This is a genomic window from Streptomyces sp. NPDC087270 (assembly GCF_044744625.1).
Taxonomy (GTDB): Bacteria; Actinomycetota; Actinomycetes; order Streptomycetales; family Streptomycetaceae; genus Actinacidiphila.
In genome coordinates this window covers 122,575-144,011 of sequence record NZ_JBIUYR010000019.1, presented here as the reverse complement: position 1 = coordinate 144,011, position 21,437 = coordinate 122,575, and the positions used below count along the sequence as shown (strand labels likewise).

Sequence of the window (21,437 nt, the reverse complement as noted above, 5' to 3'; positions counted from 1 at the left end):
CGTCGGACCCCCGCGGCGGGAAGGGCATGGCGGAACCGGTCGCGGCCATGGATGATCCTGTCATGAGCGTACGCCGGACCGCCGTGACCATCGCGTCGCCGCACCACCGCGTGCTGTGCGGACGGCTCGACGAGGACAGCAGGTACCGCACGGTCCGAAGCGGGGGCACGACCGACTGGGTCATGTGCGTCACGGTGGCCGGACGCGGGCGGTTCCGGTCTCCCGGGCACCCCGACCTGCTCGCGGGACCGGACCGGATCACGCTCGTCGAGCCCGGCACCGCGCACGACTACGGCACCGACCGCGAAACGGGCACCTGGTCCCTGCGATGGGCGCACCTGGACCCGCCGGCCGGCTGGCTCCCGCTGCTCGACTGGCCCGTGGCGGCGCCCGGTATCCGCCAGGTCGACGTCGACGCCACGGTCCGAGCCCGCGTCGTCCAGGCGCTCGACCGCGCCGTCTCCGCCCGGCGGGCCGGCCTGCGCCGCAACACCCTCTTCGCGATGAACGCCGTCGAGGAGGCGCTGCTGTGGTGTGACACCCGCAACCCGCGCGAGACCGTGCTCGATCCCCGGCTCCTCGCGGTGCTGGAGCACGTCGGCGAGACCGTCGAGCAGCCGCACACCGTCGCCTCGCTGGCCCGGATCGGCGGGCTGTCCCCCTCCCGCCTGGCCCACCTCGCCTCCGCGCAGCTCGGCACCAGCCTCATGTCCCACGTGGACCGCCAGCGGATGGACCTGGCCCGCCAACTCCTCACGGTCACCGATCTGCCCGTGGCCACGATCGCCGCCCGCGCCGGCTTCACCGACCCCCTCTACTTCTCCCGCCGCTTCCGCGCGGCCACCTCCCTCTCACCCACCGCCTTCCGCACCCGCGAGCGCGGCAGGGGAGCAGCCGGCTAGGCGTCGAAGTCGTACTCCAGCACGTAGGACGCCGCGTCCAGCGCCATCTCGTTGATCTCGACGGCGTGCCCGTCATCCGTGAAAGCCGTTCGGCAGACCAGGACCACCGGCGTCCCCGCGGCGAGCTCCAGCCGCTCGGACTCCTCGGCGGAGGGCATGCGCGAGCGGACCTCCTCGCGGAAGTGCACCGGCTTGTGGCCGAGTTCGGCGAGCCGTGCGTAGATCCCGCCGGGCCCGGTGTCGGTCCGCGTGACGGCCGACCCCGCCACGAGGGACGCGGCCAGATACGACGTCGCCAGCAGCACCGGCTTGCCGTCGAGCACGAAGCGGCGGTTGCGCACGCAGACCGCGTCGCCGGCCTTGAGCCCCAGGACGGCTGCGATGTCCTCGCGCGCCTTCTCCTCGGTGACCTCGACCTGGTCGACGACGAGTTCCCGGCCCTCGGTGTCGGCCGCCCAGATCGACTGTCCGTTGCCCCACCGGCTGCCGGCCACCCGCTGAATCCCACGCCGCCGCAGCGGTCGGAACGAGCGGACGAAGACGCCCGCGCCCTTGCGGGACTCGGCGATCCCCTCACTCTGGAGCACCCCGAGCGCCTGCCGAGCGGTCATCCGCGCCACCTCGTAGGTGGCCATCAGGTCGTTCTCCCCAGGAAGCCGATCGCCGGGGCCGTACTCCCCGCGCTGGATCGCCTCGCGCAGTGCGCCGGCGATCCGCTGGTACTTGGGCTGGTGATGTCCGCCCGCGTTGCTCATACGGCTTCGTCCTCTCCTCTCTAGACAGCATAGGGGCCGGTTGTTGGAGCGCCTGTTCGGGCTGCTCGCTTCCGATGGGCATGCCGAGTGGACGCGGCTCACCCACAGGTGGCCTCTGTCCGCGGTGTCCGCGCGGAGGGAAGAGATCGTGCACAAGTCACGTGGTCGGCGGGTCGCACGGACTTCGGCCCCCGACCGCCGCCCGATCGGCACCCTGCCCGTTGCCGGGCTCGTGCCGTTCATCGCGTCCTGGTCCTCGGAGTCGGCGGCGCAGCCCGAAGTCACCATGCGTCGCGGACGGTTGGCGTATCTCAAGGAGCGCCCGTACGACCGGGACAGCAACGGAATCCTGTGGCGTCGAGTGCCGAGCACTCCCGGCAAGGGCAAGCCGCAGTACGGCAAGGTGCACTTCGTGCGCCAGCGGCAGGCAATGGACGGGCTGCTCTGCCAGGTCTGCGGCAGGCCCGCCGATGACGGGTCCTGCGCCGACGGACTGCTGTGGCTGCTCGGAGAGGACCCCTGCGACCGGAACGCCTGGCCGGAGGGGGTGGTGACCGGCCATCCCCCGGTGTGCCTCCCCTGCGCGTGGCAGTCGGTGCACAGTTGCCCGCACCTGCGTCAGCGATACACGGCGGTGCGCGTCCGCCGCTACGCGCTCAGTGGCGTGCACGGCGTGCTGTACCGGCCCGGATTTCCACGGCCCGTGCCGCACGACGTGGGCGGCATGGACTTCGGTGACGACCGCATGCCGTGGATGCAGGCCGCCCAGCTCATGATGCGCTTGGACGACTTCCGGCCGGTGGACCTCGAGACGGAGTACCGGGCCTGCGGGGTTGGGCGTTGGACGCCCACCGATCAGGACGGCGTCCCCTCGGAGACCTGACCGCCGGCCCTCACCCGGCGGGCGCGCTCGGGTGAAGGGGGCCGGGGCGCGTCGGTCGGGAGACGTCACTCCCAGCGGAAGAAGCGGGCCGCCGCCGCGAGGCCGACGACGGACCACACCGCGAGGATGCCGAGATCGGACCAGGGGATGCCGGCGCCGTTCTGGAGGACGTCGCGCAGGCCGTCGGAGAGTGCCGAGATCGGCAGGAGCTTGAGGACGTCCTGGACGCCGCCGGAGAACTTGGACATCGGGACGATCACGCCGCCGCCGACCAGCAGCAGGAGGAAGACGAGGTTCGCGGCGGCGAGGGTGGCCTCGGCCTTGAGGGTGCCGGCCATGAGCAGGCCGAGCCCGGAGAACGCGGCGGTGCCCAGTAGGAGGAGGAGCAGGACGGCGGCGGGGTCGCCGTGCGGCGACCAGCCGAGGGCGAAGGCGATCACCACCAGCAGGGCGACCTGGAGCGCCTCGGTGACCAGCACCGAGCAGGTCTTCGCGGTCATCAGCGCCCAGCGCGGCAGCGGCGAGGCGCCGAGGCGCTTGAGCACGCCGTAGCGGCGCTCGAAGCCCGTCGCGATCGCCTGGCCGGTGAACGCCGTGGACAGCACGGCGAGCGCGAGGATGCCGGGGGCGAGGAAGTCCACGGACTTGCCGGGGCCGGTGTCCACGATGTCCACCGCGCTGAAGAGCACCAGCAGCAGGGCCGGGATCACCACGGTGAGCAGGAGCTGCTCGCCGTTGCGCAGCAGCATCTTCGTCTCCAGCAGCGCCTGCGCCCGGATCATCCGGGGCAGCGGTGCCGCGCCGGGCGCGGGGGCGAAGACGCCGGCGCCTTCGCCCTCGCCGGTGACGTGCGCGGTGTCGGTGGTGACGCTCATACCCGCAGCTCCCTGCCGGTCAGTTCCAAGAAGACGTCCTCCAGGGTGCGCCGCTCCACCGCGAGGTGGTCGGGCATGACGCCGTGCTGGGCGCACCAGGAGGCGACCGTGGCCAGCAGTTGCGGGTCCACCGTGCCCTCGATGCGGTACGAGCCGGGGGAGAGCTCGCCTGCGCGGGTGTCGGGGGGCAGGGCGTTGAGCAGTGAGGCGAGGTCCAGGGCGGGGCGGCCGGTGAAGCGCAGGGTGTTCTCGGCGCCGCCGCGGCACAGCTCCTCGGGGCTGCCGGCGGCGATCGAGCGGCCGGCGTCGATGATCACCACCTGGTCGGCGAGTTGCTCGGCCTCGTCCATGAAGTGGGTGGTGAGCACCACGGTGACGCCGTCGGCGCGCAGCTCGCGGACCAGGTCCCAGGTGGCGTGCCGGGCCTGCGGGTCCAGGCCGGCGGTGGGCTCGTCGAGGAAGACCAGTTCGGGGCGGCCGACCACCGCCATGGCCAGCGCCAGGCGCTGCTGCTGGCCGCCGGACAGCCGCCGGTAGGTGGTGCGGCCGCAGCCGTCCAGGCCGAGCCGCTCGATGAGCAGCGCCGGGTCGACGGGGTGGGCGTGGAGGGTCGCCGCGTGCCGCAGCATCTCCTCGGCGTGGGCGCCCGGGTAGACGCCGCCGGACTGGAGCATCACGCCGATCCGCGGCCGCAGTTCACCGCCCTGGGTGACCGGGTCGAGGCCGAGGACGCGGGCGGTGCCGCCGTCGGGCCGCCGGTAGCCCTCGCAGACCTCGACGGTGGTGGTCTTGCCCGCGCCGTTGGGGCCGAGCACGGCGGTGACGGAGCCGCGCGGCACGGTCAGGTCGAGGCCGTCGACCGCGGTCCTGGTGCCGTACCGCTTGACCAGACCGGTCACCTCGACCGCGGACTCGTTTCGCATGGCGACGAGTCTAGGGAGCGCGGAGGGGCGCCACGGCGGCAGGGCGGAACCCGGACGGTCCGGGGCCGTGCCGGGCCCGGAAGTGAGGTGACCCTAAGTGATGTAGCCCACCGTGCAGGTGAAGGGCCGAGCTTGCCCCTGCCCGCCGAATTAAGCAACAATGGCGTTGTGAAATACGTAGGCGGTGCTGCCCGCGCGGCGGCGGAGGAGCAGACGACCGGTGAGCGGCGTACCCGCAACCGCGTCGCCAGCTCCATCCTGGGCCACGGGCCCTCCACCGCCGCGGACCTCGCCGAGCGGCTGGGCCTCACCCAGGCGGCGGTGCGCCGTCACCTGGACGCGCTCGTCGCGGAGAACATCGTGGAAGCCCGCGATCAGCGGGTCTACGGCAGCCGCGGCCGCGGCCGCCCCGCGAAGGTCTTCGCGCTCACCGACTGCGGCCGGGACGCCTTCGACCAGGCATACGACCAGCTCGCCGCGGACGCGCTGGGCTGGATCGCCCAGTCCGCCGGCGGCGGAGAGCAGGGCGAGGCCGCGGTCACCGCGTTCGCGCGGGCCCGGGTCGCCGCCCAGGCCGAGCGGTACCGCGAGCTGATCGACGCCGCCGCGCCCGACGAGCGGGCCCAGGCGCTGGCCCGCGCCCTGACCGCGGACGGGTACGCTGCAACAGCGCGGAGCGCCCCCGGCCCGGCCGGGGAGCAGCTGTGCCAACACCACTGCCCGGTGGCTCACGCCGCCGAGCAGTACCCGCAGCTCTGCGAGGCGGAGGCCGAGGTCTTCTCCCGCCTGCTCGGGACCCACGTCCAGCGGCTTGCCACCATCGCGCACGGCGACGGGGTGTGCACCACGTTCATCCCGCAGGCCCACCAGGGCCGGCCCGCCGCGGCACCCGAGGAACCGGCAGCACCCGCACCACCCGTACGACCACCCGCAGCACCACCCGATCCGGCCGCGAAGTCCGCGTCCCCCGCAGGACCCGCGGCCCCGGTATCGGCAGCAGAACCCGCAGGACCCGCAGAACCCGCAGAACCCACACGCACAGACCACGCACCAGTCAGCACGTCCGGGAGGAACCCCGCATGACTGCTCCCACGGAGACCACTCACCCGGAGCTCGAAGGCATCGGCACCTACGAGTACGGCTGGGCCGACTCCGACACCGCCGGCGCCGCCGCCAAGCGCGGTCTGTCGGAGGAGGTCGTCCGCGACATCTCCGGCAAGAAGTCCGAGCCGGAGTGGATGCTGAAGATGCGGCTGAAGGGGCTGCGGCTGTTCGGCAAGAAGCCGATGCCGACCTGGGGCTCCGACCTCACCGGCATCGACTTCGACAACATCAAGTACTTCGTGCGGTCCACGGAGAAGCAGGCGGAGTCCTGGGAGGACCTGCCCGAGGACATCAAGAACACCTACGACAAGCTCGGCATCCCGGAGGCGGAGAAGCAGCGCCTGGTCGCCGGCGTCGCCGCCCAGTACGAGTCCGAGGTCGTCTACCACCAGATCCGCGAGGACCTGGAGGAGCAGGGCGTCATCTTCCAGGACACCGACACCGCGCTGCGCGAGCACCCGGAGCTGTTCCAGGAGTACTTCGGCACCGTCATCCCAGCCGGCGACAACAAGTTCGCCTCGCTGAACACCGCAGTGTGGTCCGGCGGCTCGTTCATCTACGTGCCGAAGGGCGTGCACGTGGAGATCCCGCTGCAGGCGTACTTCCGGATCAACACCGAGAACATGGGCCAGTTCGAGCGGACCCTGATCATCGTCGACGAGGACGCGTACGTCCACTACGTCGAGGGCTGCACCGCGCCGATCTACAAGTCGGACTCGCTGCACTCCGCGGTGGTCGAGATCATCGTGAAGAAGGGCGGCCGCTGCCGCTACACGACCATCCAGAACTGGTCGAACAACGTCTACAACCTGGTCACCAAGCGCGCCGTCGCCTACGAGGGCGCGACCATGGAGTGGGTCGACGGCAACATCGGCTCCAAGGTGACCATGAAGTACCCGGCGGTCTACCTGATGGGCGAGCACGCCAAGGGCGAGACGCTCTCCATCGCCTTCGCCGGCGAGGGCCAGCACCAGGACGCGGGCGCCAAGATGGTGCACATGGCGCCGAACACCTCGTCCAACATCGTCTCCAAGTCGGTGGCGCGCGGCGGCGGCCGGACCTCCTACCGCGGCCTGATCGAGATCGGCGAGGGCTCCTCCGGCGCGAAGTCCAACGTGCTGTGCGACGCCCTGCTGGTCGACACGATCTCCCGCTCCGACACGTACCCGTACGTGGACGTGCGCGAGGACGACGTGTCGATGGGCCACGAGGCGACCGTCTCCAAGGTCTCCGACGACCAGCTCTTCTACCTGATGAGCCGCGGGATGACCGAGTTCGAGGCCATGGCGATGATCGTGCGCGGCTTCGTCGAGCCGATCGCCAAGGAGCTGCCGATGGAGTACGCCCTCGAACTGAACCGGCTGATCGAGCTGCAGATGGAAGGCGCGGTCGGCTGACCCGGTTCACTCCGGCGCCCCGCCTTCCCGCACCGATCGAAGCAATCCAAGAGGAGCAGCAGTACACCCATGGCCGAGAACACCCCTGCGGGCAGCACCACGGACGGTGCCATCACGGTGGGGCAGCCGACCGAGCAGCCCGCCGACGCCCGGGTCAGCGCCGCCCCGTCCTACGACGTGGCCGACTTCCCCGTGCCGAACGGGCGCGAGGAGGAATGGCGCTTCACGCCGCTGGCGCGGCTGCGCGGGCTGCATGACGGCACCGCGGAGGCGACCGGCTCGCTGCGGGTCGAGGTGACCGCGCCCGACGGCGTCGTCGTGCAGACCGTGGACCGCACCGACCCGCGGGTCGGCAAGGCCGGCAAGCCGGTGGACCGGGTCGCCGCCCAGGCGTTCAGCGCCTTCGAGAAGGCGTCGGTGGTCAGTGTCCCCAAGGACACCGTGCTCACCGAGCCGATCCGGATCTCCGTGCACGGCGAGGGCGGCGTCGCCTACGGCCACCAGGTCGTGGAGGTCGGCGCGTTCGCCGAGGCCGTGGTGGTGCTGGACCACACCGGTGACACCACCCTCGGCGCCAACGTCGAGTTCCTGATCGGCGACGGCGCCAAGCTCACCGTGGTGTCCGTCCAGGACTGGGCCGACACCGCCGTGCACGCCGCCCAGCACACCGCGCTGGTCGGCCGTGACGCGAGCTTCAAGTCCGTCGTCGTCACCTTCGGCGGCGACCTGGTCCGGCTGCACCCCCGGGTCGTCTACGGAGCCCCCGGCGGCGAGGCCGACCTGTTCGGGCTGTACTTCACCGACCGCGGCCAGCACCAGGAGCACCGCCTGTTCATCGACCACGACACGCCGCACTGCCGGTCCAACGTGGCGTACAAGGGCGCGCTCCAGGGCCAGGACGCGCACGCGGTGTGGATCGGCGACGTGCTGATCCGGGCCGCGGCCGAGGGCACCGACACCTACGAGCTGAACCGGAACCTCGTCCTCACCGACGGCGCCCGGGTCGACTCGGTGCCGAACCTGGAGATCGAGACCGGCGAGATCGTCGGCGCCGGACACGCCTCCGCGACCGGCCGGTTCGACGACGAGCAGCTCTTCTACCTGATGAGCCGCGGTATCCGCACCGAGGACGCCCGCCGCCTGGTGGTACGCGGCTTCTTCGGCGAGCTCGTCCAGCAGATCGGACTGCCCGACCTGGAGGAGCGGCTGATGGCGAAGATCGACGCGGAACTGGAGGCGGCGGTCGGATGACCAGCACCGTGCCCTTCGTCCGCGCCTGCGCGCTCAGCGAGTTGGAGGACGACACCCCGCGCCGGGTCGAGATCGACGGCGTGCCGATCTCGGTGGTCCGCACCGAGGGCGAGGTGTTCGCGATCAACGACATCTGCTCGCACGCCAACGTCTCGCTCTCCGAGGGCGAGGTGGAGGACTGCCAGATCGAGTGCTGGCTGCACGGCTCCAGCTTCGACCTGCGCACCGGCAAGCCCTCCGGACTGCCCGCCACGCGGCCCGTCCCCGTATACCCCGTCAAGATCGTTGGGGACGACGTGCTCGTCTCCGTCACCCAGGAGTCCTGAGTCACCCATGGCCACGCTTGAAATCCACGACCTGCACGTCACCGTCGAAGCCGACAACGCCACCAAGGAAATCCTCAAGGGCGTCGACCTCACCGTGAAACAGGGCGAGACCCACGCCATCATGGGCCCCAACGGCTCCGGCAAGTCCACCCTGGCCTACTCCCTGGCCGGGCACCCCAAGTACACCGTCACCGGCGGCACCGTCACCCTCGACGGCGAGGACGTGCTGGCGATGACCGTCGACGAGCGGGCCCGGGCCGGCGTCTTCCTCGCCATGCAGTACCCGGTCGAGATCCCCGGGGTGTCGGTCTCCAACTTCCTGCGCACCTCCGCCACCGCCATCCGCGGCGAGGCCCCCAAGCTGCGGACCTGGGTGAAGGAGGTCCGGGAGACCATGGAGCACCTGCACATGGACCCCGCCTTCGCCGAGCGCAACGTCAACGAGGGCTTCTCCGGCGGCGAGAAGAAGCGCCACGAGATCCTCCAGCTCGAACTGCTCAAGCCGAAGATCGCGATCCTCGACGAGACCGACTCCGGCCTCGACGTCGACGCCCTGCGGATCGTCTCCGAAGGCGTCAACCGGGTCCGCGAGCGGGGCGAGGTCGGCACCCTGCTGATCACGCACTACACGCGCATCCTGCGCTACATCAAGCCCGACTTCGTGCATGTCTTCTCGGCGGGCCGGATCGTCGAGTCCGGCGGCGCCGAGCTCGCCGACAAGCTGGAGGAAGAGGGCTACGAGTCCTACGTGAAGGGTGGCGCTGCCGCGTGACATCGACCTCGCCGATCGGCAGGGTGCCGGCCGGCCTCCTCGACACCGAGGCGATCCGCAAGGACTTCCCGATCCTGGACCGCCTGGTCCACGACGACCGCCGCCTGGTCTACCTCGACAACGCGGCCACCTCGCAGAAGCCGCGCCAGGTGCTGGACACCCTCAGCGCCTACTACGAGCAGTCCAACGCCAACGTGCACCGCGGCGTCCACGTGCTCGCCGAGGAGGCCACCGCGCTGTACGAAGGAGCCCGCGACAAGGTCGCCGCCTTCATCAACGCGCCCAGCCGCGACGAGGTGATCTTCACCAAGAACGCGTCGGAGTCGCTGAACCTGGTGGCGAACATGCTGGGATGGGCCGACGAGCCCTACCGGGTGGACGGCGACACCGAGATCGTCATCACGGAGATGGAGCACCACTCCAACATCGTGCCGTGGCAGCTGCTCTCGCAGCGCACCGGCGCCAAGCTGAAGTGGTTCGGCCTCACCGACGACGGCCGGCTCGACCTGTCCGACATCGAGCAGGTGATCACCGAGAAGACGAAGATCGTCTCCTTCGTGCTGGTCTCCAACATCCTCGGCACCGTCAACCCGGTCGAGGCGATCGTGCGCCGCGCCCAGCAGGTCGGCGCGCTCGTCCTGATCGACGCCTCCCAGGCCGCCCCGCACATGCCGCTGGACGTCCAGGCGCTCGGCGCGGACTTCGTCGCCTTCACCGGCCACAAGATGCTCGGCCCGACCGGCATCGGCGTGCTGTGGGGCCGCCAGGAGCTGCTGGAGGACCTGCCGCCCTTCCTCGGCGGCGGCGAGATGATCGAGACCGTCTCGATGCACTCCTCCACCTACGCGCCCGCGCCGCACAAGTTCGAGGCCGGCACCCCGCCGATCGCCCAGGCGGTCGGCCTCGGCGCGGCCGTGGACTACCTCAGCGCGCTCGGCATGGAGAACGTCGCCGCGCACGAGCACGCGATCACCGAGTACGCCCTGACCCGGCTGCTGGACGTGCCCGATCTGCGGATCATCGGCCCTACCACCGGCGAGGACCGCGGCGCGGCGATCTCCTTCACGCTCGGCGACATCCACCCGCACGACGTCGGTCAGGTGCTGGACGAACAGGGCATCGCGGTCCGGGTCGGCCACCACTGCGCCCGCCCGGTGTGCCTGCGGTACGGAATTCCCGCGACCACCCGAGCGTCGTTCTATCTGTACTCCACTCCGGCCGAGGTCGACGCCCTGGTCGAGGGGTTGGAGCAGGTCCGGAACTTCTTCGGCTGATGGTGGTGCTGCTGTGAAACTCGACTCGATGTACCAGGACGTGATCCTGGACCACTACAAGCACCCGCACGGCCGCGGTCTGCGCGACGGCCAGGCCGAGGTGCACCACGTCAACCCCACCTGCGGCGACGAGATCACGCTGCGGGTGCGGCTGGACGGCAGTGTCATCGGCGATGTCTCCTACGAGGGCCAGGGCTGCTCGATCAGCCAGGCCAGCGCCTCGGTGCTCAACGAGCTGCTGGTCGGCAAGGAGCTGGCCGAGGCGCAGAAGATCCAGGAGACCTTCCTGGAGCTGATGCAGTCCCGCGGCCGGATCGAGCCCGACGACGCGATGGAGGAGGTGCTGGAGGACGCGGTCGCGTTCGCCGGCGTCTCCAAGTACCCGGCGCGCGTGAAGTGCGCCCTGCTGAGCTGGATGGCCTGGAAGGACGCCACCGCCCAGGCGCTGGCCGAAGGGAAGCCCGTATGACGAACAACACCGTGCCCAACGGCCTGAGCACCACCCCGGCCTCCGAGGAGGAGGTGCGCGAGGCGCTCTACGACGTCGTCGACCCCGAACTGGGCATCGACGTGGTCAACCTCGGCCTGATCTACGGCATCCACATCGACGACACCAACACCGCCACCCTCGACATGACCCTCACCTCGGCGGCCTGTCCGCTGACCGACGTCATCGAGGAGCAGGCGCAGACCGCCACCGAGGGCATCGTGCGCGAGCTGAAGATCAACTGGGTCTGGATGCCGCCGTGGGGCCCGGACAAGATCACCGACGACGGCCGCGAGCAGTTGCGCGCCCTGGGCTTCAACGTCTGAGCCGAGGGACCGCCGTTCCGGATCTCCGCCGCCGACGGGCGGCCACCGCGTGAGCACGCGGTGGCCGCCCGTCGGCGTTGCGGCGGGGCACCGGAGCAGCCATGGAGCGGACGCCGGACCAGCCACTTCCGTGATGATTGTCGGGTGAATGTCGCGGCGGATGACCCGTTGTGTCCCCGGGGAGTAACGGCTCGCCGACGACCGCTGACATCGCCGGTTCTGTGGGTACACGATCATCGAAGGCGCATCACCCGCCTCAGTGATCGCACAGGAAAGGCAAGGACTATGCGTACCAGGACCGTCCGGACCGGAACACTCGTCGTCATGCTCGCCACCGCCGGCCTCGCGCTCGCGGCGTGCGGACCGGACGACAGCAACGCGTCCGACTCCTCCTCGGCCTCGTCGTCCTCCGCCACCTCGGCGCCGTCCGGGACGTCGTCCGGGACGTCGTCCGCGCCCGGCGACGACTCGGCGGGCGGCGAGACGGCGAACCCGGCCACCGTCGGCGGCACGTCATCGGGGTCCGGCGGGTCGGGCGGGTCCGGCAGCACCGCGTCGGCCGGCACCTCCGTGCCCGACTGCACCACCAACCAGCTGTCGGCCACCGCCGGCGACTTCTCGGCCGGCGCCGGGACCGCCGGCTTCCAGATCGTCTTCCAGAACACCGGCTCCTCGCCGTGCACCCTCTCCGGCTACCCCGGTGTCTCCTTCGTGAAGATCCACAACATCCAGCTCGGCAAGGCGGCCGCGCGCACGAGCGACACCCCCGCCACCAGGGTCACGCTGATCCCCGGCGCCCACGCGTACGCCGACGCGCTGAGTGTCAACGGCCAGAGCGGCTACTCCGCCGCGCAGTGCGACCTGACCACGGTGCCGACCCTGCGGGTCTACCCGCCGAACCAGAAGGAGTCCCTCAACATCCCCTGGAACCGGCAGGAGTGCGTCGGCTCCTCGATCCAGAACCTGCGGGTCGGCGCGGTGCACGGCAACAAGTAGCCGCCGTGGCGGCTCCATCCGCCGGGCGAGGAGGTGTGGTCGGACCCCTTGGCGGTGTCAACGCGGGCTGCTAGCTTCCACGTTGACACTTTGACAACGTTGCCATCATGCGTCACGGCACCGTCGGTGCGTCGATCCGGCGTGCCCGGGATGCCGGACGGCGGTGGGCGGCAGCGTTCCGTGCAGCGTGCCGCGCGGTGGTGGCGCGCGGGCGTGAAGGGAGTGGACGCCATGGACTCGGGTGCGGCCGCGGAAGAGCCGGGACGGGAAGCGGGGCGGCAGGCGCGGCGCCTCACCAGACGCGGCGTCCTGGGGACCGCCGGCACCGGCATCGTGGCGGGCACGCTCGCCGCCGCCGGCCTGGGCGGTCTGGGGACGGTCGAGGCACACGCCGACTCCCCTGCGCAGGGCGGCGGTTGGGGGTCCCCGGCTTCGGGGACGGGCGGCGCGCGGATCGGCTACACCCTGCCGACCCTGACCTTCGGCGACTCCTCGACCCAGCAACTGGTCGGCACCGCCTACGAGTCGGCGCTGACCGACCTGTTCGGCATCAACACCGCCTACGCGGACCCCGGGACGTATGACGCGGCCGGGCTGGTGACGTATCCCAGCGGTTCGTTCATCCGGGCCGGCGGCGGGTATCCGCTGCCGCAGCGGTGGACGCGCGACGCGGCGGTCAACGCGTGGAACGCGGCGAGCCTGCTCGGTCCGGTGATCGGCCGCAACACCCTGTGGTCCGTGGTGGAGCGGGCGGACGCCGGCCTCATCGTGCAGCAGGACAACCAGTGGTGGGACCAGGTGGTCTGGGTGCTCGGCGCCTGGAACCACTACCTGATCACCGGCGACCGGGAGTTCCTGGCCGACGCGTACGCCACGGCCGCACACACCCTGGCCGCCCGCAAGGCGAAGAACCTCAACGCCGACTTCGGCCTCTACCAGGGCCCGTCGTTCATGAACGACGGCATCGCCGGCTATCCGGCGCCGCCGTGGACCACCGGGGTCGACTCGTCGTTCGTGCTGGACTACCCGCACACCGACGAGTTGATGTGCCTGTCCACCAACTGCCTCTACTACGGGGCCTACCGGGCGGCCGGGGAGATGGCGCAGACGCTGGGCCAGCCGGCGGACGCCGCCGCCCACCGCGCCGCCGCCCGGGCCGTGCGGGAGGCGATCGACACGCACCTGTGGCGCGAGGACGCCGGGACGTACGGCTACTTCGTGCACGGCCAGGACGCTTCGGCGGGCCGGCTGGACACCTCCCAGGAGGGCGCGGGCCTGGCGTTCGCGGTGCTGCTCGGGGTGGCCGACGCCGACCGTGCGCGCCGGGTGGTGGGGGCCGCGCACTGGCAGCCGCACGGCATCGTGAACGTGTGGCCGCACTTCGAGCGGTTCAGCGACGACAAGCCCGGACGGCACAACGTCCTCGTGTGGCCCATGGTCCACTCGATGTTCGGCCACGCCGCGGCCGCCGTGGGGCGGGCGGACCTGTTCGCCCGGGCGGTGGGGGAGCTGGCCGCGCTGGTGCGGGGCAGCGACAACAGCTTCTACGAGCTGTACGACTCGCTGTCGGGCGCGGTGGACGGCGGCTGGCAGACCGGTGGCGACGGCACCGCCTCCCACTTCACCTCGCAACCCGACCAGGCGTGGTCGGCGACGGGATACCTGCGGATGATCCTCGCCGGGCTGTTCGGGGTGGACTGCACCGAGCAGGGCCTGCGGCTGTCCCCGACCCTGCCGGACGGCTGGGGGCCGGTGACGCTCGGCGGGCTGCCGTACCGCGGTGCGACCGTCGACATCACGCTCAAGGGGGCCGGTACCCGCGTGCGCGCGTGCACCGTGGACGGCCGCCGCGCGGCGCCGCTCGTGCCGGCCGGCGCCACCGGCCACCACACGGTGGAGATCACCCTCGGCGGTTGACGGCCGCCCACCCGTTCTCCCGCGCACCGGGTGCGTCAGGCCCCGGTGCGCGGCGAGTCAGCCCAACAGAGCACAGCGCGCAGGGTCCTTGGAGCCGCGGTGCGGCTCCCTACGGTGGGAGGTGGCGTGGGAATGTCGCGCAGGATCAGCGAAAGCGAAAGCGAAAGCGGGAGCGGGATCGGGAGCGGGAGGCCGGCGGTCGGGCGGCGGCGGGCGCTGCTGCCCGTCGGGATCGCGGCGGCGGTCGCGGCGGTGGCGGTGTTCCTGGCCCCCGCGGCGGTCGCCGCAGCGCCGGCGACGCCCTCGGGCACAACGGCGGCGGGCACGACGGCGGCGGCCACAAAGGCGGCGGGCACGACGGCCGCCGCCGCGGCGGACGACGCCGGGCTGAACTACGTGGCCATGGGCAGCTCCTTCGCCGCCGGGCCGGGCATCCCGCCGGCCCAGACCGGCACGGGAGCGGCCGCCTGCGCCCGGTCGCAGAACAACTACGCGAGCGTGCTGGCCCGGGACATCGGCGCGAACCTCACCGACGCCTCGTGCAGCGGCGCGACGACCGCGAACGTGCTGACCACCGGCCAGGCCGGGCAGCCGCCGCAGATCGACGCGGTCACCAGCGCCACCCAGCTCGTCACCGTCACCATCGGCGGCAATGACGTGGACTACCTGGGCAGCATCGACGCGTACTCCTGCCAGACCAGCGGCGGGTCGAACTGCGGGAGCGTGGACCAGGGTTCGATCGACCAGACCTTCGGGGTGCTGGCCGGGCGGATCGAGAACGTGGTCGACGCGGTGCACGCCACCGCCCCCCAGGCGAAGGTGCTGCTGGTCGACTACTTCACCATCCTGCCGGACTCCGGTGTCTGCACCGGGGTGCCGCTCACCGCCGACCAGGCCGCGTACGAGCGCAGCATCGCCTCCCGGCTGGTCGACGCGACGAGCACCGCGGCGACCGCGACGGGCGCGACGCTGGTGGACCTGGCCGCCGCGAGTCACGGCCACGACGCGTGTGCGGCCGTCCCGTGGGTGGAGACGTACACGCCCGCGGCGGGCCGCTCGCAGTACCACCCGAACGAGGCCGGGATGAGCGGCGCGGCCGCGCTGGTGGAGTCCGTGCTGGCGTCCGGCGGGCAGACCCGTACCGGCCCCGTCACCTCCGGCATCCCGGGCAAGTGCGTGGACGTCGCCAACTCCGGGACCACCGACGGCACGCACGTGCAGCTGTGGGGCTGCAACGGCACCGGCGCGCAGAACTGGACGGTCGTGCCGGGCGAGGGCGGCACGTTGCGCGCGCTGGGCGGCTGCCTGGACGTGAGCGGGAGCGGTACCGCCGACGGCACGCTGGTGCAGTGGTGGCAGTGCAACGGCAGCGGTGCGCAGCGCTGGCTGGCCGGGGCGAACGGCTCGCTGGTCAACCCGGAGTCCGGGCGCTGCCTGGACGACCCGAACAGTTCGACGGCCGACGGGACGCAGTTGCGGATCTGGGACTGCAACGGAACCGCCGCGCAGAGCTGGACCCTGCCGAGCTGACGGCCCCGGCCCGGCCCGCCGCCGCTGCCCGCCGCCCGTCCGTACGACGTACGACGTGCGCCCGGCGCGGTCCGGCGGGCCGGCCCGTCACGGCGGCCGGTGGAGCACCTTCAGGTAGTCCGCGGCGAACCGTCGCATCGTGTAGCGCTCCAGCGCGCCGGTCCTGGCGCGCCTGCCGAGCTCCCGGCACAGCGCCGGGTCGTCGAGCAGCCGGATGAGCGCGGTACGCACGCCCGCGAGGTCGGCCGGATCGACGAGCAGGCCGTTGTGCCCGTGCGTGACCTGCAACCGCAGCCCGCCCACGTCGGACGCGACCACCGGGCGGCCCTTGACCATCGCCTCGGTCACGGTGAGCCCGGAAGCCCTCCTCCAGGCTCTTCTGCAGGACCACGTCGGCCCTGCGCTGCAAGGCGTTCACCACGAGCGCGTTGCGCTCCGGGTCCCTGAGCGAGATGTTCACCAGGTGCACTCGTGCGCGGTCCTCGTCCGGCAGCCCGTTCAGCACGGAGGTCACCTCGGCGAGGACGGCGAGGCCCTCGGGGTCGTCGGGGATCTCCGCCGGCTCGGTGCCCGCGAGCACGACGTGCACGTCCTTCGGGAGGCCCACGACGCAGCGCACCACCCCGGGCATGTCCTTGAGCGGGTCCCAGCGCGACACCTGCAGCACGACCCGCGCGCCGGCCGGCAGCGGCCGGTCCTGCCGGACCGTCACGCCGGCCCCGGCCCGGCCGGTGGTGAGGCCGATCCCGGCGAGCACCGCGGCGACCTCGTCCCCGGTGAGTTCGCGGTTCTTCGTCGCCGCCGGGTCGACCGCGGGCGGGACCACGAACAGCGCGCGCGTGCGCGGCGGGGCGAACCCGGGCATCGTGGTCACGACGGCGTCCACCGCGGCGAGTTCGGCCGCGAACGCCCGCCACACCGCGCCGGGGCCGCGCTCGCGCGCGACCTCGGCCCCGATGTGGCAGTGCCAGACCACCCGCGCGCCCGCGGCTTTGACCGCCGGGGCCAGCCCGAGCGTCTGCGGGTCGTGCAGGACCACCACGTCGCCCGTGGTCACCCGCCGGGGAGGAGCCGCCCGCGGGACGAATGCCGTTGACGGCCCTCGAAAGAGTTGCGAAAATTATCGCAACTTCACTGTGGAGGCGGTATCCATGACCAGCGGGATCGGCCACGGCGCGCAGGCACGCGCGGACCTTCAGGCGTACGTCGGGGCACTGGCCGCGGCGCTGGTGCCGCACGCGAGCCCGGGAGGCGCGCGGATCGTGCCCGGGGTGAACGTCGCGGCCTACGGCGACGAGGCCGCCGGCCTGGAGGGGTTCGCCCGGCCGCTGTGGGGGCTGGCGCCGCTGGCCGCGGGCGGCGGCGACTTCGCGCACTGGGAGCTGTGGGCCCGCGGGCTGGCCGCCGGCACCGACCCCGAACACCCCGAGTACTGGGGCGACATCGGCGGCTTCGACCAGCGCCAGGTGGAGACCGCCGCGCTCGGCTTCGCGCTCGCGCTCGCCCCCGAGCGCCTGTGGGACCCGCTCGACGGCAAGGCGCGCGACCGGGTCGGCCGCTGGCTGGCCGGGTCGCTGGACCGCGCCACCCCGCCGAACAACTGGAACTTCTTCCCGGTCATGGTGAGCCTCGGCCTGGACCGGGTCGGTTACGCCCACGACCGCGACGCCCGGCACGCCCGACTGGACGCCCTGGAGACGTACGCCCTCGGCGAGGGTTGGTACAGCGACGGCCCCACCCCGCAGCGCGACTACTACATCCCGTGGGCGATGCACTTCTACGGCCTGATCTACGCGGCGCTCGGCGGTCAGCAGGACCCGGCCAGGGCGGAGCGCTTCCGGCAGCGCGCGGCCTCCTTCGCCGCGGACTTCCGGCACTGGTTCGCCGACGACGGCGCCGCGGTGCCCTTCGGCCGCAGCCTCACCTACCGCTTCGCGCAGGGCTCCTTCTGGGGCGCGCTGCCGTACGCGGGGGTGGACGCGCTGCCGTACGGCGAGGTGAAGGGCCTGCTGCTGCGGCACCTGCGCTGGTGGCGGGCCCGGCAGGCGGACATCGCGCCCGGCGGGGTGCTCTCGGTCGGCTACGCCTACCCGCAGCCGCTGATGGCCGAGCAGTACAACGCGCCCGGGTCGCCGTACTGGGCGATGAAGGCGTTCCTGCCGCTCGCGCTGCCGGCCGAGCACGACTTCTGGACGGCGGGGGAGGAGCCGCACGCGGCCGCGGTGTCCACCGGGCCGGCCGAGCCGAGCGGGCAGGCCGCCGCGCCGGAGGCGTCCACGCAGCCGCACGCCGGCGCGGTCCTGCTGCGCTCGGGCGGCGACGTGACCCTGCTCAGCGGGCTCCAGCAGGGCACCTGGGCGCGCGCCGGCTCGGCGAAGTACGCCAAGTTCGCCTACTCCACCCGCTTCGGCTTCAGCGTCCCGTCCGGCGAACTCGGCCTGATCCACGGGGCGTACGACTCGGTGCTCGCGGTCAGCGACGACGACCCGGACGCCGAGCCGACGCACTTCCGGGTCCGCGAGGGGAACGCGGAGCCGCGGACCGCGGCCGACGGCACCGTGTCCAGCACCTGGAACCCCTGGCCCGACGTCGAGATCACCACCTGGCTGAGCGCCGCCGCGCCCTGGCATCTGCGCACTCACCGCATCCGCACCGCCCGGCCGCTGCACACCGCGGAAGGCGGGTTCGCCGTCGACCGCGACGCCGGGCTGGTGCGGTCCGAGGGCGCGGCGGGCAGCGCGGTGGCGGTGTCCACCGCGGGCGACCTCAGCGGGCTGCGCGACCTCGGCGACGGGGAGGCCCGCACCGGGCAGGTCATCCACACGCTGCCCGGCACCAACCTGCTGGCCCGCCGCACCGCGTTGCCCACGCTCACCGGCCGGTTGGAGCCGGGCGAGCACTGGTTGCGCTGCGCGGTGCTGGGCGCCGGGGCCCAGGGCGCGGCGGCATGGGAGGGGCCGGTGCCGCCGGCCGTCGTCTGACGCCGAGCGGCGAGGCGTACGAACCCCCTTGCCCGCGGCGTGTGTCGGGGCCCGTCGAGCATTCCGGCTCGACGGGCCCCGCGCTGTCCGGTCGGCGGTTCGGCCGGTCGGCGGTTCGCGTTCGGGCGGTTTGGCGTTCGGGTGGTTGGGCGGTTCGGCGTTCGGCGGTTTCGGCCCCGCTCAGCCGCGCCGGACCGTGATCGTCCTGGTGCCCGCCGGCACGCCGGTCAGCAGGACGTAACTCCCCTCCCTGCGGGCGGAGTAGAGGCGCGGTGCGCGGTCCCACGCGGTCTTGCCGTCCACCTTCACGACGTAGGACCCGTCGGCCGGCACCGGCACCGCGATCTCGCCGACGGCGCCGCTCGCGGCGGTGACGGTCAGGTCGAACTCGCCGCGGCCGCGGTCCCGCCAGGACACCCCGATCACGCCGGCCGGTGTGGTCAACTGCCCCTCCGCGCGGCCGACTCCGCCCGGGTGCGGGGCGACGCGGTAGCCGGCGGCGGCGCCGTCGTCGGCGGGCGCGATGCCCAGCAGCCGGAAGGTCAGCGCCGAGGTCGGCCCGGTGGACCAGCCGTGGGCGGCGCTCATGTAGGAGCCGGAGTAGTCCGAGCTGCCGTCGGTGCGGTAGCCCTCCCAGAACGTACTGGCCGTGCCCTGGGGCGCGTTGAGCATGTAGCCCCATTCGCGGCGGATCAGGTCGAGCGCGGTGCTGTCGCGGCCGGCCGCGAAGTGCGCGTGCACCTCCATGCCGCCGGGGAAGGGGTGCACCGCCTCGGCGCTCTTCTCCGGGGTGAGCGCGCCGACCGGCGTCCAGCGCGCGCCGAGCGCCTTGCTGACCGCGCTCGCCCGGTCCGCGTCCGGCACCAGCTCGAACCACACGGCCAGCGCGTTGCCGTCCTGCGGGTAGAGCGTGGAGCCGGGCTTGTCGCGGTAGAGACCCGCGCCACCGTCCCAGTAACCGGCCGCCTCCACCGCGGACTTGAGCTTCGCGGCGGTCGCGGCGCTGCCGGCCGCGGTCGCGGTGTCGCCGGCCGCCCGGGCGAACGGTCCCGCGGTGACCAGCGCGCGGTACATGATGGCGTTGGCCTCGATGTTCTTGCCGTCGGAGTCGGTCCGCGCCCAGTCGGCGGTCGCCGTGACGTCGAGCAGCCCGTCGCTGTCGATCTTGGCGGTGATGTAGTCCAGCGCGGCCTTGTACTTGGGGTAGATCCCGGTCGCCCAACCGGTGTCACCGGTGAACTGCAGGTAGGAGGCGGTGCCGATGAGCGTCCACAGGTGGTACGCGTCGGAGTTGCCGATGAAGTCGACGGCCGGGCCCGCGTAGGGGAGGGCGCCGTTCGCGGCCTGGTGGTTGTAGAGCGTCTGGAGGGAGTCGCGCACGGTCCGCATGTCGCCGAGCGAGACGTAGTCGGTCAGCACGGAGATGCCGAGGTCGCCGGGCCACACGGTGCGGTCGCGCTTGGCGCCGTCGACGAGCACGGTGTCGCCGGACTCCCCGATCCGGGCGCCGTTGTTCCAGCCGACCGCGGGCGGGCCCCACACCCGGCCCTGGTTGTTCGCCACGATGTTGGTCTGCACGGTGTAGGCGCCCGCGTACCAGATGCGGGTGAGCAGGTCGTCGTCGCAGGAGAAGTAGTTGGGGTAGGCGCGCAGGTCGGCCGCGTTGGGGGCGAAGGCGATCTCCACGCTGACCCCGGTCAGCTCCACGGCGCCGGCGGTCTGGTTGACGACCGTCAGGTAGCGGAAGCCGCCGCGCAGCTGGCCGGCCGGGTTGTCGGCGGCGTCGGTGCCGGAGACGGGCACGGAGGTCTGGGTGCTGATCCGGCCGGCGGGCTGCGCGGTGTAGCCCACCGGGGGCTCGTTGTTGGAGCCGCCGTTGGAGCCGTCGCTCGACGTGGTGCTGACGTAGGTGGACAGCTCGCTGTAGGTCAGGCCCACCTTCTGGTCGGCGTCGGAGCCGGCGCCGAGGGTGAGGGTGACGTAGCCGCCGACCTCCTTGCCGAAGTCGAGGGTGACCGAGGAGCCCGCGCCGCTGAGCCTTGTGGCGGCCGAACCGGCCTTGCGCACCAGGTCCTTGGCGTTGCCGACGGTTCCGGTGGTGGCGTGCACCGCGACCGGGGAGACGGTGCGGGTCGCGGGGGAGAGCTTGAAGGCGTCCCACCGGCCGCTCGGAGCGGCGTGCACGCCGGACGCCTTGCCGCCGGCCGCGGACGCGGTGGCCGACGACGCGCTGGCCGGCACAACGCCGTTGCCGCCCGAGGGGGTTGTGCCGGCCGCGGCTTCGGGCGCCGCCGCCTCGGCCGGCACGCCGCGCATCGCCGCGGCGGCGACCACCGAGGCGGCGCCCGCGCGGAGGAGCATCCTCCGCTTCGGCCCGGCGCCCGGTTCCGTGCTGTTCGACATGGTTCGCTCCTGTCGGGGCGCTGAGGTGGCCCGAGGGGGTCCCGGATGCGGTCGCGGTCCGCGATCGACGCACCGGATTGAAATGATTCAGCTCTGATCGGTGGACACGCTATCCACGGTGCACCGGCACGGCAACAGTCGTGCGGCGACCAGTTTTCGGACAACTCGCGAGATCGGCAGGGAACTTACTGCCGTAATGCCACCTAAATCCGATCGCCGGGTTTCCTCGCCCCGTACCGATCCGTGTCCGCACCCTTGTCCCTGGGGCGGGATTACCGGTAGGACGTGGCCTCGCGCATGAAACGTTATGGTTCCCAGAGTGGTCCCAGTGGGGA

General features: G+C 72.4%; 18 protein-coding genes and 2 pseudogenes. 14 read left to right on the top strand and 6 right to left on the bottom strand.

The annotated features are described in order from the left end of the window. Positions 1-62 precede the first annotated feature (62 nt). Positions 63-902, top strand: a complete 840-nt coding sequence (locus tag ACIPAE_RS31615; protein WP_366414347.1) for a helix-turn-helix domain-containing protein — start codon at positions 63-65, stop codon at positions 900-902. Here the strand turns inward: ACIPAE_RS31615 and ACIPAE_RS31610 are convergent. Beyond that, positions 899-1,657 carry a GntR family transcriptional regulator gene (locus ACIPAE_RS31610; protein WP_402449905.1) on the bottom strand — a complete coding sequence of 253 codons (759 nt, stop codon included), beginning with the start codon at positions 1,655-1,657 and terminating at the stop codon, positions 899-901. The genes ACIPAE_RS31615 and ACIPAE_RS31610 overlap by 4 nt on opposite strands. A 148-nt stretch (positions 1,658-1,805) precedes the next feature. On the opposite strand from ACIPAE_RS31610, the gene ACIPAE_RS31605 reads away from it, so the two are divergent. After that, positions 1,806-2,540 carry a hypothetical protein gene (locus ACIPAE_RS31605; protein ID WP_402449903.1) on the top strand — a complete coding sequence of 245 codons (735 nt, stop codon included), beginning with the start codon at positions 1,806-1,808 and terminating at the stop codon, positions 2,538-2,540. Between the two features lie 65 nt (positions 2,541-2,605). On the opposite strand, the gene ACIPAE_RS31600 is transcribed toward ACIPAE_RS31605, so the two are convergent. Together ACIPAE_RS31600 and ACIPAE_RS31595 are read right to left on the bottom strand one after the other, a co-directional pair. Beyond that, entirely contained in the window at positions 2,606-3,415 is an 810-nt protein-coding gene (locus ACIPAE_RS31600; RefSeq protein ID WP_366413194.1) for an ABC transporter permease, read from the bottom strand. Beyond that, positions 3,412-4,338 carry an ABC transporter ATP-binding protein gene (locus tag ACIPAE_RS31595; RefSeq protein WP_328462742.1) on the bottom strand — a complete coding sequence of 309 codons (927 nt, stop codon included), beginning with the start codon at positions 4,336-4,338 and terminating at the stop codon, positions 3,412-3,414. Before ACIPAE_RS31595 ends, ACIPAE_RS31600 begins: the two co-directional genes overlap by 4 nt. Before the next feature lie 168 nt (positions 4,339-4,506). Here ACIPAE_RS31595 and ACIPAE_RS31590 point away from each other — a divergent pair, with 168 nt between their 5' ends. The 11 genes from ACIPAE_RS31590 to ACIPAE_RS31540 all read left to right on the top strand — a co-directional run bounded on the left by ACIPAE_RS31590 (position 4,507) and on the right by ACIPAE_RS31540 (position 15,718). Then, positions 4,507-5,421 (top strand): helix-turn-helix transcriptional regulator, encoded by a 915-nt coding sequence (locus tag ACIPAE_RS31590; RefSeq protein ID WP_402449899.1) that lies wholly within the window; start codon positions 4,507-4,509, stop codon positions 5,419-5,421. Further along, a complete protein-coding gene (gene sufB, locus ACIPAE_RS31585) occupies positions 5,418-6,839 on the top strand; it encodes a Fe-S cluster assembly protein SufB (RefSeq protein ID WP_328462738.1) in 1,422 nt (473 codons plus the stop codon). The genes ACIPAE_RS31590 and sufB overlap by 4 nt, the downstream gene beginning before the upstream one ends. Before the next feature lie 69 nt (positions 6,840-6,908). Continuing rightward, a complete protein-coding gene (sufD, locus tag ACIPAE_RS31580) occupies positions 6,909-8,090 on the top strand; it encodes a Fe-S cluster assembly protein SufD (RefSeq protein WP_329370614.1) in 1,182 nt (393 codons plus the stop codon). A gap of 8 nt (positions 8,091-8,098) precedes the next feature. Further along, complete coding sequence (locus ACIPAE_RS31575) at positions 8,099-8,416, top strand: bifunctional 3-phenylpropionate/cinnamic acid dioxygenase ferredoxin subunit (protein WP_328473958.1); 318 nt, start codon at positions 8,099-8,101, stop codon at positions 8,414-8,416. A gap of 7 nt (positions 8,417-8,423) precedes the next feature. After that, positions 8,424-9,188, top strand: a complete 765-nt coding sequence (gene sufC, locus ACIPAE_RS31570; protein WP_329370616.1) for a Fe-S cluster assembly ATPase SufC — start codon at positions 8,424-8,426, stop codon at positions 9,186-9,188. Between the two features lie 23 nt (positions 9,189-9,211). Beyond that, on the top strand, positions 9,212-10,462 hold the full coding sequence (locus tag ACIPAE_RS31565; RefSeq protein WP_402449972.1) for a cysteine desulfurase: 1,251 nt from the start codon (positions 9,212-9,214) through the stop codon (positions 10,460-10,462). Positions 10,463-10,475: 13 nt separating this feature from the next. Further along, positions 10,476-10,931 carry a Fe-S cluster assembly sulfur transfer protein SufU gene (sufU, locus tag ACIPAE_RS31560; RefSeq protein WP_328462732.1) on the top strand — a complete coding sequence of 152 codons (456 nt, stop codon included), beginning with the start codon at positions 10,476-10,478 and terminating at the stop codon, positions 10,929-10,931. Next, positions 10,928-11,275, top strand: coding sequence for a metal-sulfur cluster assembly factor (locus tag ACIPAE_RS31555; RefSeq protein ID WP_328462730.1), 348 nt, complete (start codon positions 10,928-10,930; stop codon positions 11,273-11,275). Before sufU ends, ACIPAE_RS31555 begins: the two co-directional genes overlap by 4 nt. Before the next feature lie 285 nt (positions 11,276-11,560). Beyond that, on the top strand, positions 11,561-12,271 hold the full coding sequence (locus ACIPAE_RS31550; RefSeq protein WP_329370619.1) for a DUF4232 domain-containing protein: 711 nt from the start codon (positions 11,561-11,563) through the stop codon (positions 12,269-12,271). A 231-nt stretch (positions 12,272-12,502) separates the two neighbouring features. After that, a complete protein-coding gene (locus ACIPAE_RS31545; protein WP_402449895.1) occupies positions 12,503-14,188 on the top strand; it encodes an MGH1-like glycoside hydrolase domain-containing protein in 1,686 nt (561 codons plus the stop codon). Positions 14,189-14,320: 132 nt separating this feature from the next. Beyond that, on the top strand, positions 14,321-15,718 hold the full coding sequence (locus tag ACIPAE_RS31540; protein WP_402449893.1) for a ricin-type beta-trefoil lectin domain protein: 1,398 nt from the start codon (positions 14,321-14,323) through the stop codon (positions 15,716-15,718). An 87-nt stretch (positions 15,719-15,805) separates the two neighbouring features. Here the strand turns inward: ACIPAE_RS31540 and ACIPAE_RS31535 are convergent. Together ACIPAE_RS31535 and ACIPAE_RS31530 are read right to left on the bottom strand one after the other, a co-directional pair. Beyond that, a pseudogene (locus ACIPAE_RS31535) lies at positions 15,806-16,072 on the bottom strand (glycosyltransferase); the annotation flags it as partial. 508 nt (positions 16,073-16,580) lie between these two features. After that, positions 16,581-16,775: pseudogene (locus ACIPAE_RS31530) on the bottom strand (hypothetical protein); the annotation flags it as partial. A gap of 94 nt (positions 16,776-16,869) precedes the next feature. Here ACIPAE_RS31530 and ACIPAE_RS31525 point away from each other — a divergent pair. Further along, positions 16,870-18,699: a DUF2264 domain-containing protein gene (locus ACIPAE_RS31525; protein ID WP_402449890.1), complete on the top strand. Its 1,830-nt coding sequence runs from the start codon at positions 16,870-16,872 to the stop codon at positions 18,697-18,699. A 180-nt stretch (positions 18,700-18,879) separates the two neighbouring features. Here ACIPAE_RS31525 and ACIPAE_RS31520 read toward each other — a convergent pair whose 3' ends face one another. Continuing rightward, positions 18,880-21,102, bottom strand: a complete 2,223-nt coding sequence (locus ACIPAE_RS31520; RefSeq protein WP_402449888.1) for an alpha-L-rhamnosidase — start codon at positions 21,100-21,102, stop codon at positions 18,880-18,882. Between the last annotated feature and the right edge of the window lie 335 nt (positions 21,103-21,437).

What these genes read in the sequence shown, in the direction of transcription:
- ACIPAE_RS31615 (WP_366414347.1), top strand. Translation starts at nt 63, where the DNA reads ATGAGCGTACGCCGGACCGCCGTGACCATCGCGTCGCCGCACCACCGC.
- ACIPAE_RS31610 (WP_402449905.1), bottom strand. Translation starts at nt 1,657, where the DNA reads ATGAGCAACGCGGGCGGACATCACCAGCCCAAGTACCAGCGGATCGCC.
- ACIPAE_RS31600 (WP_366413194.1), bottom strand. Translation starts at nt 3,415, where the DNA reads ATGAGCGTCACCACCGACACCGCGCACGTCACCGGCGAGGGCGAAGGC.
- ACIPAE_RS31595 (WP_328462742.1), bottom strand. Translation starts at nt 4,338, where the DNA reads ATGCGAAACGAGTCCGCGGTCGAGGTGACCGGTCTGGTCAAGCGGTAC.
- sufB (WP_328462738.1), top strand. Translation starts at nt 5,418, where the DNA reads ATGACTGCTCCCACGGAGACCACTCACCCGGAGCTCGAAGGCATCGGC.
- sufD (WP_329370614.1), top strand. Translation starts at nt 6,909, where the DNA reads ATGGCCGAGAACACCCCTGCGGGCAGCACCACGGACGGTGCCATCACG.
- sufC (WP_329370616.1), top strand. Translation starts at nt 8,424, where the DNA reads ATGGCCACGCTTGAAATCCACGACCTGCACGTCACCGTCGAAGCCGAC.
- ACIPAE_RS31555 (WP_328462730.1), top strand. Translation starts at nt 10,928, where the DNA reads ATGACGAACAACACCGTGCCCAACGGCCTGAGCACCACCCCGGCCTCC.
- ACIPAE_RS31550 (WP_329370619.1), top strand. Translation starts at nt 11,561, where the DNA reads ATGCGTACCAGGACCGTCCGGACCGGAACACTCGTCGTCATGCTCGCC.
- ACIPAE_RS31545 (WP_402449895.1), top strand. Translation starts at nt 12,503, where the DNA reads ATGGACTCGGGTGCGGCCGCGGAAGAGCCGGGACGGGAAGCGGGGCGG.
- ACIPAE_RS31540 (WP_402449893.1), top strand. Translation starts at nt 14,321, where the DNA reads ATGTCGCGCAGGATCAGCGAAAGCGAAAGCGAAAGCGGGAGCGGGATC.
- ACIPAE_RS31525 (WP_402449890.1), top strand. Translation starts at nt 16,870, where the DNA reads ATGACCAGCGGGATCGGCCACGGCGCGCAGGCACGCGCGGACCTTCAG.
- ACIPAE_RS31520 (WP_402449888.1), bottom strand. Translation starts at nt 21,102, where the DNA reads ATGTCGAACAGCACGGAACCGGGCGCCGGGCCGAAGCGGAGGATGCTC.